Source organism: Candidatus Frankia nodulisporulans, assembly GCF_902806475.1.
GTDB classification, from domain to species: Bacteria; Actinomycetota; Actinomycetes; order Frankiales; family Frankiaceae; genus Frankia; species Frankia umida.
In genome coordinates this window covers 15959-29008 of record NZ_CADCWS010000028.1, presented here as the reverse complement: position 1 = coordinate 29008, position 13050 = coordinate 15959, and the positions used below count along the sequence as shown (strand labels likewise).

Here is a 13050-nt window from a genome sequence, read left to right as displayed (position 1 = left end):
TTGACAACGACCCGTCAGGGACATACGGGCCTCGCCGGATACCCCCCAACGTGCGTCGATATCCTCCCATGACATCCCTGCAAGCAGGGACAATGCAGCAACCTCCTGGGGGGAGAGCACAGTGAAGGGCTTCAAACAGTTCCTGATGCGCGGAAACGTGGTCGACCTGGCCGTCGCCGTGGTCGTCGGCACCGCGTTCACCGCGGTGGTCACGTCCCTGGTGGCGAACATCTTCACGCCGCTGATAGCCGCGATCTTCGGCAAGCCGGACTTCTCCGATCTGACCTTCAAGATCAACGGAAGCATCTTTCGTTACGGCGCGTTCATCAACAGCGTCATCGCGTTCCTGTCGGTGGCGGCCGTGATCGACTTCGTCGTCGTCCTGCCGCTGAAGACACTCGCCGAGCGTCGGGCTCGTGGCCAGGTGGCCCCGGAGGAGGACCTCGTACTGACGGACGAGGCTCGGCTGCTGACCGAAATCCGTGATCTACTGGCGGAACGCCGCAGCGGCGCCTGACTCCGCGACCAGTCCGGAGACGGCCCGCCGGCCCCGCCGCGAACGGTCGCTAACCCGAACGTTGGTCGGCATTCAGGTATCGCTCAGGCTCGCAAGGGAAAGTGCCAACCATGACACCGCGTCCCCCCTTCAGCGACAACGCCGATGAAGCCCAGCCGGGTGGCGGCCGGGAGGGGTCCGGCGCCGGGCACGACTCGCCGTCTCCCTGGGCCCCGCCCGCCGCTGACGGGTTCGGGTCGCCGGCAGCACAGCCGCACCCGGCCGGTCCCTACCACCCAGCGGAGAGCTCCACACCTCCCGGCGCTCCCTACCCGCCCCCATCGGGTCCGCCGACGGGGGGCTGGGGATCACCGGCCGGCCCCGCCAGTCCCGGGGCCGGCGGCTCTCGCCCACCGGCTCCGCTTCCCGGTGGGACGCCGGGCGGCTCGGCCGGGCCGGGCGGCGGGCTGTACGGGCCGCCGGCGGGCGGTTCGGGTGGCGGGGCGCCGTGGACCAGTCAGTGGGGTGCGGCGCCGGTGGGTGGCGGCTATCCCCCGACCGGGCAGCTCCCGACGGGTGATCCGTCGGGGCCGCAGGGTCGGGGTGGCACGGTGGCGTTGCGCCGGCGCCGGCTGGTGGCGGCGGGGCTCGCCCTCGCGCTGGTATCGGCGGGTGTCGGTGGGGCGGTCGGGGCGCTGGTGGCCGGCGACGACGGTGGGAGCACCGTGGTGACCACCGCCGGCCTGGAGCGCAATTCGTCCACCGAGGGTGGCACGTCCCCCGCGGCGTCGGACACCGTCTCGGCGGCGGCGAAGAAGATCCTGCCGAGCGTGGTGACGATCTCCGAGGAGTCCAGCAGCGAGTCCGGTACCGGTTCCGGCACGATCATCCGCGCGGACGGTCACATCCTGACGAACAACCATGTCGTGTCGGGCGCGGCCGACGGTGGCACCCTGACGGTCACCCTCCAGGACGGCCGCACCTTCTCGGCCCAGGTGGTGGGGACCGACCCGAGTTCCGACCTCGCCATCATCAAGATCAACGCCTCCGGGCTGACCGCGGCTACCTTCGGTAACTCCGACTCGCTCAACATCGGCGAACTCGTTGTCGCGGTCGGCAGCCCACTCGGTCTCAACGGAACGGTGACCTCCGGCATTGTCAGCGCCGTGCACCGTCCCGTGCGCACCGGCGACTCGACCGTGCGCGACCAGCAGAACACCGTTCTGGACGCGATCCAGACCGACGCCCCGATCAACCCGGGTAACTCCGGCGGTCCGCTGGTAAACAGCCGCGGCGAGATCATTGGCGTGAACAGCGCGATCGCGACGGTCGGCGGCGGGAGCAGCCCGTTCGGGGGTACCCAGCAGTCCGGCAACATCGGCGTCGGCTTCGCCATTCCCGGTAACTACGCCGAATCGGTCGCCACCCAGCTCATCACCGCGGGTCGGGCGCAGCATCCCTACCTCGGCGTCGCCGCGTCCACCGCGGACGAGAACACCCGGTCGACGGCGGCCAGCGGTACCGGCGCGCAGATTCGGACAATGGTCTCGGGCGGTCCGGCGGAAAGCGCCGGCCTGCGCGTCGGCGATGTGATCACCAAACTCGGTGACCGGGCGATCCCCGACGTCGATTCCCTGATCGCCGCCGTGCGCTCGCATGGCATCGGGGACGACGTCGAGGTCACGTACACCCGGGACGGCAAGTCCACGACCACCACGGCGAAGCTGGCACTGCAGCCACCGACGTCCTGATCATCCCGGTCTGTCCCGCTTTGCCGTCCGACATACCGACGACGGGTTAATCGTGGGGCGATTCGGCGCAGGGTGACGAATGGCCGATGCCGTTCGGAACAGCAACCTGCGCCAGATCAGTCAGGTAAAATCACCCATCTCCTCAATGGGCTACTTTTTTGCCACACTTGTGACTAGTTCCCCGGGATAGTTGGTCGCCACGCCCCCGCGCCCAGGCCGCACATGTTGCACAAAAGCCACGTAGATCCCAAAACACTGACACCTTTTGTGGTCAAGCGATACCAGGTGTCGAATCGACGACAACAAAATCCTCACAACGTTCACCTGTTCCCGCGGGCTGCCTCCTAGCATGAGCGTCGTCCACCCTGATCGGGCCCGCCGCTAGTCCACCGGGAGAGGCGAGAATATGGACGACGACGCGGACCTCGTGGCCCGTGTCCGCAGTGGTGATCGACTGGCCTTCGATGACCTTTACGATCTCTACGCGGACGATGTCTTCTCCATGTGTCTGCTGATCCTGGGGGATCCGACCGTGGCCCGCGCCGCGGCCGGGACAGCCTTCGCCCTGGTCGCACGCACCCGACTCAACCCCCTGAGCGATCCGGCCCGGCTGCGTTCCTGGCTGCTCGAGCTGGCCCGCGGCAGTGCCCTGGCCTGGTCGGGTTCCCCGCAGGCCCGCAGCGTCCCGGTCCCGCACGGGGTCGCGCCGGAGGAGTTGCTGCTCGGCGCGGTCGTGCCGGCCCCCGCGAGCCTGCGGGTGGGCCTGGCCCGCACCTTCGACCGGGCGGCCACCGTCGCGGAGGCCGCGGCCAGCCGCCGGGCCGCCGAGGCCTCGGCCTTCCTGGCCGCCGGTAGATCCATGGCGACACCGGCCCACGATCACGCACCGGCCGCGGACAGCGCCCCGGCCGCCGGTCACGAACCGGCAGGGATCCCCGCCATGACCGATGGCGACACTGCGGTGACCGGCTCGCACCCACGGTACGAACCGGCGTCGCTCGAGGCGGCACGGCCACCCGCGGAGCGTGACCTGCCGCTGATGCGGGTGGACGAGGACGGCGCCGAGTTCGCCGGCCCGTCGACCGTCGTACCCCTCGCACCATGGCGGACCCGCCCCGCGATGGCAGCCGCCGCCGTGCTGGCCGCCGCTGCCGTCGGCCTCACCGCGGCGATGAACTGGCCCGCCAGCGAACCGCAGCTCATCTCGGAGAGCCGGATCGCCGTGGTGAGCCCACCCACGCCGCCGGCCTTCACCCGGCCGTCAGCCGCGCCCGCCGCACCCGGCGGGCGCACCGACAGTGACAGTCCGACCGCCGCGGCCACGGTCGCCGGCGCCTACACCGGTGGGGCCGGCCCGGCACGCCATCGGGTGCCGCACGTCATCGAGCCGGTCGCGCGGGACGTCCGCCGCACACCCGCGGTCTCCGCGCAGGGCAACGGTGATACCGGTGGCTCGGCTCCGGCATCACCGGCGTCACCGACCGGGCCGACGTCGAACGGGGTTCGTCCCCCCACCACCACGAACCCCGGCACGGCCACCCCGACGACGACACCGAAGACGTCCACCTCGGTCGGAATCCCCACCGGCGGCACCCAGACGGGCACCACCGGGCCGACGCCAGCCACCCCCACGACACCCGGCAACGTCGGCTCGCCTCCCTCGCCCGGCACCTCGACCCCCACGGGCACCGGCACCCAGACCCCGACCCCGGGCATCGGTGCCGGGTCGACCAGCGGCGCGCCGACCCCGGGCACCCCGACCACCAGGAGCACACCCGGTGTCGGGACGACCCCGCCCGCCGGCACCGGCGGCACCGGCTCGGGCGGTGCCGGCTCGGGCGGTGCCGGCTCGGGCGGTGCCGGCTCGGGCGGTGCCGGCTCGGGCGGTGCCGCGGCGACCACCACCGCACCGCCGTCGTCCGGCGGCACAGGCGGATCGGGGTCGACGGGCTCCGGATCGGGCACGGGCGGCGCCGGCACCGGGGCGACTCCCGCGGCGCCGACCTCCCCCGCCCGGGTCCAGCCGCCGATCGCGGTGTGACCCACCGCGATCGGCATCAGGTTCCGGATCAGCGCACCCGGTAGACCAGGGTGGTCGTGTACTCGTCGAAGTCGTTGAGCCGCAGGATCAGCCGCAGCTGCCAGGAACCGGACAGCGGGGCCTGAAGATCATCGCTGCGCACGTGCCCGGTCTCGGCGAGGTCCAACGGCACCGTGAACGGCCCGAGGTTCTTCGCCGGCAGCGAGAGCTGGGCCTGCGCGGCGACCAGACGTTGCGGTTTCCCGGTCGCGGCGATGGCGTACACGTCGATGGACTCCGGACCGATCCGGGTCGGGGCGATCCGCACCTTCACCGTCATCGGCCCGGCGAACGCGCCGCCGTGGAACGGCGGCGCGTAGCTGGACCGGGCCGGCACCATGTTGACCAGGCCGGCCGTGAGCCCGAGGACCACCGCGGCCAGCGCCAGTTCGGCCACGACCCCCCGCCGTAGCCCGGCCAGCGCCGCGGCCCCCGGCAGCCCGTCGGCCCGCGGGGCCGCACCGTCGCCCTGGCCGGTACCGAGACCGGCGTCGGCGGTCGCGGCGAGGTGAGCCCGGGCGGAGCCGTAGTTGCGGCGCACCCACTGCTGGGCCAGGGCGGCGACGCCCAGCATGCCCAGAACGAACCAGACCTTGTAGAGCACCAGCCGGCCGTAGCTGGTGTCGACGATGGCCGCGAACGACCCGATCTCCCGCCAGCTCTGCACGAGTCCGCTGAGCACGATCGCGACGACCGCGCCGATCGCGAGCCGGGACCACCGGGGCAGTACCGCCCCGATCTCGGCCGCCGAGGCCGTCCGCAGCAGGATCACGATGACGGCCAGCCCGCCGAGCCAGACCGACATCGCCAGGACGTGCACCGTGAGGCTCGCCACCGACAGACCCACCAGGTCGCCGACACCGCCGTGCCCGATCGCGGCGAGACTCACCGCGACCGCGAGGCCGAGCGCCGCCAGTTCACCGCGTCGCCACAGGTCGGGCCGACCCATCCGGGCCGCCTGACGCAGCAGCGGCGCGGCCAGCAGCAGGGCGAGCACCCGGATGAGCAGCAGATGGCCGAAACGCTCGTCCAGCGTCGCCGACAGCCGCGACCAGTCGGCGAGGGCACCCAGCCCCCGACCGGACGTGTACGGCCCCTGCAACAGCAACTGGCCGACGGACGCCGCGACCGCCAGCCCCCAGGCCGTGGCCAGCAACCGTCCGCTGGCGGCGGCCCGAAGCCCCGCCGGCCACAGCAGCAGCAGGAACAGGCAGCCGCCCAGCAGCACACCGACGCCGATGTACCCGGCGAACCGGGCCACGCCGAACAGGAACCCGACCGCGGCCGAGCCCGATGTGCTGCCCTCGGCGCGCGCGGCGCCGGCGTCCGGCGGGCCGCCGACACCGAAGGCGAACGCGCCCGACACCGGATGGCTGTCGGCGGACACCACCCGCCAGCTCGCCACGTAGGTACCCGACGGCAGCCCGGAGCGCAGCGCCACCATCGCCTGGGACGCCTTCGCGCCGCCCTGGGCATGGCCGAGATCAACCCGGTTACCGGCCCGGTCAAGGACCCGGATCGAGTCGCCCGCCACCCGCACCGACTCGCTGAAGGAGAGCGTCACCCGGGCGGGCGGTGCGGACAGCGCCGCGCCGCCCTGCGGATCGGTGCCGGTGAGCAGGGCATGGGCGGACGCCGGGGAGACTCCGACACCCAGGCCGATGGATGTGGTGGCCAGGGCGACCAGCGCCATGACCACCACCGCGATCCTGCGCATGGACGACTACGCCTGCCGCCGGGACGTGCGGACGGCGAAGAGCGCGGCCAGTGCCACCGCGATCAGCCCGAGCACGACACCGGCGATGCCGAGCGCCCGGGCCGTCCCGTCGTCACTGTCGCCACCGCTGGCCGCCGCCGTGCTGGTCTGTGTGTCGCCACCGGTGCTCGAGGTGTCGGCGGGCGCCGTGCCCGTGCCCGGCGCCGAGGCGGCGGTGATGGTGATCGTCGGGGCGGGGAGGTCCGGTTCGGGCTGGCCCGGCGCGGCGATCTGGACCCAGCGCACCACCTCGCCGTTGGAGTAGGTCTGCAACGCCTTGAACGCCACCGGGCCGGCGGTGGTCGGCAGCGGTCCGGCGGACACGTTGAACGTGTCGAACTCCCCCGGCCGGATGCCGGGGCTGCCCTGCGCCACGGTCCAGGTGATCCGGCTGACCACCTCGTCGACCACGCCGTCGTCGGAGCGCAGCGGCCGCGCCGGCTTCGACTTCGTGATCCGGTAGTCCCAGCCGGCCTTCGGCTGCACCGAGACCGAGGCGATCGGAGCCTCGCTGGGGAACTGGACGTCGAGGCTGGTCGTGGAGGCGCTGTCCTGCTCGTTGGGCACCTTGAACGTCAGCGTCGTGTAGGCGCCGGGAGCCGCCGTCGCCGGCGCGACGGAGACGTGCGCCGAGGCCGGTGTGACCGCCACGGCCAGCGTGGCCGCGCCGACCGCGGCCAGCACACCCAGCCGGGAGAGACGTCGTGGCCGGAAAATACCTGCAGGCATGGAAAACCCCTCGAATGTCCCCGTGGCACACGACGGTGCCCGGGGATCGGAAGTCCGGAAAAGGTGCGACCGAGACGTCGCCGAAGGGAGGGGAAAGGCCGGACAGCGCACCCGCGCAGCCTCATCCACCCGATGGACATGCCGGTATGACACGCCGGCACCCACTGGACGCGGCCAGGTGCGGTCAGGGTGCGGCGCCGGCCATGGCGGGCCGGGCGCCGGTAGCTCTCGCCCCCTACGGCAGGGCTGGCAGGGGCGGGCCACGGCGGCGGGCGGCGCGCCCCAGCGGCCGGGTGTGCGCCCGGGGCGCCCGACAGGGGCTGACGGCGCGCAGGACCGGTGGGCGGGCCGGGACTCCCCCGGCCAGCGGCACCACCGACCATCCGGCGATCCGCTCGAACGGACCGCGGGCCAGCGACGCCGACGCGAGGCTCCCGACGCACCACAGCACCCGCTCGGCGCGGCGCAGCAGGACCGCGACCAGCAGCGCCGCCAGCACGTGCGCGAGCAGCATCCGGCTGGTCAACAGGCCGAGACACACCGCGTGCGCCGCCGCCGGCATGTCCATCCCGGCCATGCCGAGGCCACCCGGCGCCGTCCCGGCCGCGGTGGCGGGATCGCCCAGCGCGGGCTGGACCGCGTGGGTGTGCGGAGCCACGAGCCCGAACGCGAGGTGCAGTGCCACCTGAGCACCGGCGACACCGCACGACAACGCCGGCAGCCCACGCTCACGACCGGCGAGACCGAAGGCGAGCCGGGTGAGTATCCCGACGGCGAGGACCGTGACGACCAGGCCCGGACGACCGCCGCCGCCCACCGCGTGGGCGACCCAGGCGAGGCTGACCGACGAGGTGGCGAACGCGGCGGCACGACCGAGGCGCGCCGTGCCCCCGTTCACCGACCAACCCGTCCCCACAGGGAGCAAGCTTGCCATGCTGGTCCGACAGACCGCCATACCCTGCGGTGTCGGCCAGACGTCCCAGTACGCTCACCGACTGTGCGAGTTGTCATCGCCGAGGATTCGGTCCTGCTCCGTGAAGGTCTACGTCGGCTGCTCACGGACGCGGGATGCGAGGTGGTAGCGACCGTCGGCGACGGTCCCGGGCTGGTCGCCGCGGTGGTGGAGCATCGCCCCGACGTCTCGGTCGTGGACGTGCGGATGCCGCCGTCCCACCGGGACGAGGGGCTGCGGGCGGCGATCACCGCGCGCTGCGAGGTGCCTGGTTCGCCGGTGCTGGTGCTCAGCCAGTACGTCGAGAAGCAGTACGCGGCCGAACTGCTCGCCGACGGTGCCGGCGCCATCGGCTATCTGCTCAAGGACCGGGTCGCGGACGTGCGGGAGTTCGTCGACGCGGTGCGCCGGGTGGCCGCCGGTGGCACCGTCATGGATCCGGAGGTCGTCGCCCAACTGCTCGTGCGCAACCGCCGCGACGACCCGTTGCGCACCCTCACCCCGCGCGAACGCGAGGTGCTGACGCTGATGGCCGAGGGGCGTTCGAACACCGCCATCGCCACGCATCTGGTGGTCAGCGGCGGGGCGGTGGAGAAACACATCTCCAATGTCTTCGCGAAACTCGGTCTGGAGCCGAGCAACGCGGACCATCGGCGGGTCCTGGCCGTCCTCGCCTATCTGCGCGGCTGACCGTCCGGACTGCCCGGACGCCGGGTGGCGGCCAGACTGACGCTCCGACCACGGATGACCGCTGACCGGCGACGCAGTGAGGGTGGATGGTCACACAACCCGGGGGTACCCGTAGGCTGCCGTTTCTGTGAGCCCCATTCTCGCGCCCGGACGAGTGGGAAACACCATTCGGTCGCTGTTGATCCTTACCGTACTCGTCCTGCTGATGCGAACGGCTTACCTCCTGTGGTTTTTCCACACGCCGGCCTGGACGTCCCGGCCGGGTGAAATCCGGTACTGCGGTGGGTGGTACGAGCGGCTGGATCGACCGGAGGTGACCGCCGGCACGGCGATCTCCACGGCCGGTGGGCGACTGAAGATGGTCATGCGCTCCCCCGTGTGGCGGCCGATCATGGCCTACAAGCCGTCGTCGGGCTGCCCGCGTTACGTGTTCGCCAAGGTCGGCGACAACGCCTACGTCTCCTACCGGGCGCAGTGACGTGAGCGGCCTCACACCGCCGCGAGGGGTGTGAGGCGCCGCGGACCGGCCGTTCGCGGCTACCGGGCGACCGAGGACCGGGCCGTGTCGCCGAGCCGAGGACCCGCGTGCACGTACACCCGGGCGTGGATCGACGTGCGCTGCTGCAACGCCGCCCGCACGGCCCGGTGCAGACCGTCCTCCAGGTAGAGGGCCCCATTCCACTCGATCGCATGGGGGAACAGGTCGCCGTAGAAGGTCGAGTCCTCGTCCAGCAGGACATCCAGCGCGAGCACCCGTTTCGTCGTGACGAGCTGGTCGAGCCGGACCTGGCGTGGGGGTATGGCCGCCCAGTCCCGCTGACCAAGGCCGTGCTCGGGGTACGGGCGACCATCTCCGACCAATCTGAAGATCACCGGCACCTCCTCCTCGAGGGCGAGACATCCATCGTCAGGACAGCCTAGAAGCCGCGCGACACCGAGAGGACTCCGGTCGGCCCAGACCGGGAACCGCGGACAGCGGGACCACATGCGCGCGACCACTGGCACTACGGGGCGCGGCGGTACTTGACCCTCAGCCGAACAAGGACTTAAGTAAGCCTAACCTGATGGCCGGGGGGTTGTGATGGAGGCGCTAGTGGGCGGGAAAGACCCGGTGGGCGAGGGCGTCGGCGTCGATGGTCTGGTGAGCGTCGACGGTCTGGTGAGCATAAACAGCCCGATCGGCGTGACAGGCCCCGTCACCGCAGTGGACAGCGACGACGATATGACCGTACTGGCCCGGCGGGCGCGCACGGTCCTCGCCAGCGGGCGCACCGCACTGCTCACGCTGCCCTGCGAGCGGGCCCGCGGCTGGGTGGGCATGATCGACGACGGCGGAGAGCCACTGCTGATGGCCCGGGCCGACGGGCGGATCGCCGAGGCGGCCCAGAGCGGGCGCCGCAGCTGGGTGGATGTGCCCGGGCACTTCGGCGAGCGACTGATCCTCACCGGCACGTTGCGGGTGGTGCCCGGCACCACCGCCCAGATCCTGAGTCGCCTCGCCGATCTGGGCCGCTCCGTCGACCCGATCGACGCCGTCGCCGACGGGCTCGCGATGCTCGCCGTCTCGGTGGACGAGGTGGTCCTGTGCCTGCCGCCGGCCGACCAGGCCGGGCGGGTGCGGCGGTGGTCGACCGGGGCGGTGGGTCGCCGTATCGACCTGGCGACGTACGCCTTCGCCGAGCCGGACCTCATCGACGCGTACGCTCCCGAACTGATCGATCACCTCAACACCCGCCACGCCGAGCAGATGTGTCAGCTCGCCGGCGGCGGCCGCACCCCCGGCGGGGACATCGCCGGCGCGTACGTCAGCGGCCTCGACCGTTACGGCATGGACCTGTGGCGCGTCGACACCACCGGCGCGCATCCGGTGCGGATCGTGTTCGACGAGCCGCTCGGTGAGCCACGCTCGCTCGGCCGGGAGCTGCGCCGCCTGCTCGAACGCGCCGGGCGCGACGCCGAGTGAACGCGACCGGCTGACCATCCTTCGACACCGGTGGTGCGGGCCGCGAGGTCCGACACCCGTGGTGTTGGCGTATGCCGCGTTTGACACCGGCATCGACAACCGTTTTCAATTAGCGGCATGCCCCCGCCGGTCCACGATGCCGCGATCGTCTTCACGCACGCGAGCGTCGCCTACGACCGGTTTCCGGCGGTCGAGCAGGTCAACGGCACGGTGCGCCCCGGTGAGATCGTCGCGCTGGTCGGGCCGAACGGCGCCGGCAAGTCCAGCCTGATCAAGGCCGTGCTCGGCCTGGTCCCGGTCGTGGCGGGTTCGATCGTCGTGCTGGGCCGCCCGCCCGCACAGGCCCGTCGCCAGGTCGCCTACGTCCCCCAGGCGGACACGCTCGACCCGAACTTCCCGATCTCGGTCGCCCAGGTCGTCCTGATGGGCCGCTACCGGCGGATCGGCTGGCTGCGCCCGCCGGGCCGGGCCGACCGGGCGGCCGCCGCGGCGGCGCTGGCCGCCGTCGGCCTCGAGCACCGCGCGCGCGACCGGTTCGGCCTGCTCTCCGGCGGGCAACGCCAGCGGGTGCTGCTGGCCCGGGCGATCGCGTCCGAACCGGCGGTGCTGGTGCTCGACGAACCCTTCAACGGAGTGGATGTCGTCTCCCAGGAGGCCCTGCTGGGCGCGGTGCGGGAGCTGACCGCCCGCGGCGCCGCAGTGATCATCTCCACACATGACCTGACCCTCGCGCAGTCGGCCTGCGATCGGGTCTGCCTGCTCAACCGGCGCCAGTTCGCCTTCGGCCCGCCGGCCGACGTGCTCACCCCGCCGCTGCTGCGCCAGGCCTACGGTGGCGCCGCCCTCGAACTCGCCGATCACGGCCTGATCCTGGCCCGGTGATGACCGATCTGCTGATCGAGCCGTTCGGCGCGCCCTACATGGCTCGGGCGCTGGTGGAGGGCTTGATCCTCGGTGCGCTGTGCGGCGCGGTCGGGGTGTACGTGCTGGTGCGGCGCCTCGCCTTCCTGGCCGACGCGATCACCCACACGGTCTTCCCCGGTGTGGTGATCGGCTTCCTGGTGTCCGGGCAGTCCGGGATCGTGCCCGGGGCGCTGGTCTGCGCGGTGCTCGCCGCCGGGCTGTTCACCCTGGTCACCTCGACCGACCGGGTCAGCGACGACGCGACCCTCGCCGTGCTGCTGACCTCGTTCTTCGCCCTCGGTGTCGTGCTGGTCTCCCGGCAGCGCTCCTACACCGCCGACCTCACCGCGTTCCTGTTCGGCCACATCCTGACGATCGACCGGTCCGACATCCTGGTCACCGCCGCGGTGGCGGTGCTCGCCGTACTGGTTCTGCTCGCACTCGGACGTCCCCTGCTCGCCGGCGCGTTCGACCGCGAGTGGGCCCGGGCCGCCGGCTACCGGATCACCCTGCTTGACCTGGTCGGGAACATGCTGATCGCGCTGGTGGTGGTCGCCGCCGTGCAGGCGGTCGGCACGGTGCTCGTCATCGCCATGCTGGTGGTACCCGCGGCGACGGCCCGGCTGGTCTCCGATCGGCTGCCCGTCATCGTCGCGGTCGCGATGGGGCTTGGCCTGCTCGGCGCCTGGTGGGGGCTGGCCGCCAGCTACTCGGCCTCGATCGACCACGGGGTGCGGCTGTCCGCTGGCGCGACGATCGTGCTGGTGCTGGTCGCCGGCTACGCCCTGGCCCTGCTCGGCCGGGTCGCCCACCGCGCGCTGGCCCGGCCGGCGACGGCGACCCGATGACGCTGTTCGGTTCGCTCGGTGACGGCTATGTGCGGCGGGCGTTGCTCGAGGTCGTGCTGCTCGGGGTGCTGTGTGGTGCGGTGGGCGTCCAGGTGGTGCTGCGGCGGCTGGCGTTCCTCACCACGGCCCTGACCCACGCGACCTTCCCCGGGGTGGTGCTGGCCTCGCTGCTCGGTATCGGGCTGGTGCTCGGCGCGGGGCTGTTCGGTGTCCTGGTCGTCGCGGTCGTCGCGATGCTGACGGGGACGCGTGGGGCCGGTCGCGGCCGGGAGACGAGCAGCGTCACCGCGGTCGTGCTCGCCGGCGGTTTCGCGCTGGGGCTCGCGTTGATGTCCACCCGCGACGGGTTCAGCCGTGACCTGACCGCGTTTCTGGTCGGCTCGGTGCTCACGGTCTCCCCGAGCGACATCGTCGCCACGGCGGTGACCACGGTGTGCGTCCTGGGGCTGCTCGCCGGGCTGCGCAAGGAGCTGCTGCTGGGCGCGTTCGACCCGGGTGCGCTCGCGGCCGCCGGTTACCCCGTCCGGGCGCTGGATCTCGTCCTGCTGCTGATGATCGAGGCGACCGTGGTGACGTCGCTGCCGGCCGTCGGCACGATCATGGCGGTGGCGCTGATCGTCGGGCCGGCCGCCACCGCCCGGCTGTGGTGCTCCGGCGCCGGGACGATGACCGCGGTGGCGATGGTGATCGGCGTGCTCTCCGGGGTGGTCGGCCTTGCCGTCAGTGAGCAGTGGAACGTGGCCGCGGGCGGGGCGATCGTGCTGACGGTGGCGGCGTTCTTCACGGTTTCCCTGGTGGCGCGGTCCCTCCCCAGGGGTGAGTCGGCGATGCGACCGGCGGCCCAGGAGAAATCTGTTGGACGCCCCACCTACTCTTAGTAGA

Annotated in this window: 13 protein-coding genes; 9 read left to right on the top strand and 4 right to left on the bottom strand. The window is 72.3% G+C overall.

The window, feature by feature from the left end; genetic code table 11:
• Positions 1–121 precede the first annotated feature (121 nt).
• From mscL to G6R24_RS05175, 3 genes are all read left to right on the top strand, one after another.
• The gene (gene mscL / locus G6R24_RS05185; protein ID WP_163548022.1) at positions 122–517 is read left to right on the top strand and encodes a large conductance mechanosensitive channel protein MscL; all 396 of its coding nucleotides are present in this window, start codon (positions 122–124) and stop codon (positions 515–517) included.
• A gap of 590 nt (positions 518–1107) precedes the next feature.
• The gene (locus G6R24_RS05180; RefSeq protein WP_420811358.1) at positions 1108–2247 is read left to right on the top strand and encodes a S1C family serine protease; all 1140 of its coding nucleotides are present in this window, start codon (positions 1108–1110) and stop codon (positions 2245–2247) included.
• A 406-nt stretch (positions 2248–2653) separates the two neighbouring features.
• Positions 2654–4288, top strand: a complete 1635-nt coding sequence (locus tag G6R24_RS05175) for an RNA polymerase sigma factor (RefSeq protein ID WP_163548020.1) — start codon at positions 2654–2656, stop codon at positions 4286–4288.
• Positions 4289–4316: 28 nt separating this feature from the next.
• On the opposite strand, the gene G6R24_RS05170 is transcribed toward G6R24_RS05175, so the two are convergent.
• From G6R24_RS05170 to G6R24_RS05160, 3 genes are all read right to left on the bottom strand, one after another.
• A complete protein-coding gene (locus tag G6R24_RS05170) occupies positions 4317–6044 on the bottom strand; it encodes a copper resistance CopC/CopD family protein (RefSeq protein ID WP_163548019.1) in 1728 nt (575 codons plus the stop codon).
• 6 nt (positions 6045–6050) lie between these two features.
• Positions 6051–6812 (bottom strand): YcnI family copper-binding membrane protein, encoded by a 762-nt coding sequence (locus G6R24_RS05165; protein ID WP_163548018.1) that lies wholly within the window; start codon positions 6810–6812, stop codon positions 6051–6053.
• 235 nt (positions 6813–7047) lie between these two features.
• Complete coding sequence (locus G6R24_RS05160) at positions 7048–7710, bottom strand: hypothetical protein (RefSeq protein WP_225438137.1); 663 nt, start codon at positions 7708–7710, stop codon at positions 7048–7050.
• A 99-nt stretch (positions 7711–7809) separates the two neighbouring features.
• On the opposite strand from G6R24_RS05160, the gene G6R24_RS05155 reads away from it, so the two are divergent.
• Together G6R24_RS05155 and G6R24_RS23605 are read left to right on the top strand one after the other, a co-directional pair.
• Positions 7810–8454, top strand: coding sequence for a response regulator (locus G6R24_RS05155; protein ID WP_163548016.1), 645 nt, complete (start codon positions 7810–7812; stop codon positions 8452–8454).
• A 313-nt stretch (positions 8455–8767) separates the two neighbouring features.
• Entirely contained in the window at positions 8768–8932 is a 165-nt protein-coding gene (locus G6R24_RS23605) for a hypothetical protein (protein WP_338083967.1), read from the top strand.
• 59 nt (positions 8933–8991) lie between these two features.
• Here the strand turns inward: G6R24_RS23605 and G6R24_RS05145 are convergent, their stop codons facing one another.
• Positions 8992–9327: a type II toxin-antitoxin system VapB family antitoxin gene (locus G6R24_RS05145; protein WP_163548014.1), complete on the bottom strand. Its 336-nt coding sequence runs from the start codon at positions 9325–9327 to the stop codon at positions 8992–8994.
• Between the two features lie 349 nt (positions 9328–9676).
• Between G6R24_RS05145 and G6R24_RS05140 the strand changes: the two genes are divergently transcribed.
• The 4 genes from G6R24_RS05140 (at position 9677) to G6R24_RS05125 (ending at position 13046) form a co-directional block, all read left to right on the top strand.
• Complete coding sequence (locus G6R24_RS05140; RefSeq protein WP_175084909.1) at positions 9677–10417, top strand: DUF2470 domain-containing protein; 741 nt, start codon at positions 9677–9679, stop codon at positions 10415–10417.
• Positions 10418–10534: 117 nt separating this feature from the next.
• On the top strand, positions 10535–11299 hold the full coding sequence (locus tag G6R24_RS05135) for a metal ABC transporter ATP-binding protein (RefSeq protein WP_163548013.1): 765 nt from the start codon (positions 10535–10537) through the stop codon (positions 11297–11299).
• Positions 11299–12168: a metal ABC transporter permease gene (locus tag G6R24_RS05130; protein ID WP_163548012.1), complete on the top strand. Its 870-nt coding sequence runs from the start codon at positions 11299–11301 to the stop codon at positions 12166–12168. The genes G6R24_RS05135 and G6R24_RS05130 overlap by 1 nt, the downstream gene beginning before the upstream one ends.
• Positions 12165–13046 (top strand): metal ABC transporter permease, encoded by an 882-nt coding sequence (locus G6R24_RS05125; RefSeq protein ID WP_163548011.1) that lies wholly within the window; start codon positions 12165–12167, stop codon positions 13044–13046. Before G6R24_RS05130 ends, G6R24_RS05125 begins: the two co-directional genes overlap by 4 nt.
• The last annotated feature ends 4 nt before the right edge of the window (positions 13047–13050 follow it).

Coding starts and splice junctions, on each gene's coding strand:
- G6R24_RS05140 (WP_175084909.1), top strand. CDS start 9,677: ATGACCGTACTGGCCCGGCGGGCGCGCACGGTCCTCGCCAGCGGGCGC.
- G6R24_RS05165 (WP_163548018.1), bottom strand. CDS start 6,812: ATGCCTGCAGGTATTTTCCGGCCACGACGTCTCTCCCGGCTGGGTGTG.
- G6R24_RS05130 (WP_163548012.1), top strand. CDS start 11,299: ATGACCGATCTGCTGATCGAGCCGTTCGGCGCGCCCTACATGGCTCGG.
- G6R24_RS05125 (WP_163548011.1), top strand. CDS start 12,165: ATGACGCTGTTCGGTTCGCTCGGTGACGGCTATGTGCGGCGGGCGTTG.
- G6R24_RS05175 (WP_163548020.1), top strand. CDS start 2,654: ATGGACGACGACGCGGACCTCGTGGCCCGTGTCCGCAGTGGTGATCGA.
- G6R24_RS05170 (WP_163548019.1), bottom strand. CDS start 6,044: ATGCGCAGGATCGCGGTGGTGGTCATGGCGCTGGTCGCCCTGGCCACC.
- G6R24_RS05135 (WP_163548013.1), top strand. CDS start 10,535: ATGCCCCCGCCGGTCCACGATGCCGCGATCGTCTTCACGCACGCGAGC.